This window comes from Vibrio sp. 1978, from assembly GCF_033344345.1.
On record NZ_JAWPOP010001038.1, the window covers coordinates 1 to 515 of the forward strand.

General features: G+C 49.1%; 1 protein-coding gene. It reads right to left on the reverse strand.

Features of this window, described 5'->3' with window-relative positions; genetic code table 11:
- A partial coding sequence (locus R8N49_RS30535; RefSeq protein ID WP_318190877.1) for an alkaline phosphatase PhoX occupies positions 1-515 on the reverse strand: 515 nt, incomplete at both ends.

Genomic DNA, 515 nt, shown 5'->3' on the forward strand with positions numbered 1-515 from the left:
TACGCTTTTTCGCACGAGAGTTTTGGGTATATGGGTCAATTTCTACAATGTAGCCATGGCCGTTCGCTTCGTTACGGTAATCGTCTGCAGAGCTGGTGCCTGTTGGTGCAACATTAAAACGCGTAAACTCATCTAAACGCTCTTCTGAGTTACCTGCCAATGTTTCCCACAAGTAACGCGTGCTCTTATCATCCACACCAATACGATCTTGTTCTTCTGTACGAGTCCCCGCATTAACGAAGTAGCCAGGCCAGTTCTCTTCACACGTGAGGTAAGTACCCCACGGCGTATAGCCGTTGCCACAGTTGTTTAACGTACCACGAGCTTGGCTGCCATCAGGCGAAAAACGCGTCACAGTAAGCGCCGTGTGAGCGACTGGGCCAGATAAATCCATCACTGTCGCACCAGTGTATCGGCGGTTAAGCGGATCGGTATCCACCAATTTCCACATATTGTCTTCTAGCTGAATACGAACAACGGAAACGCCGTGAGCGTTAATCTCTTTGCGAACTTCA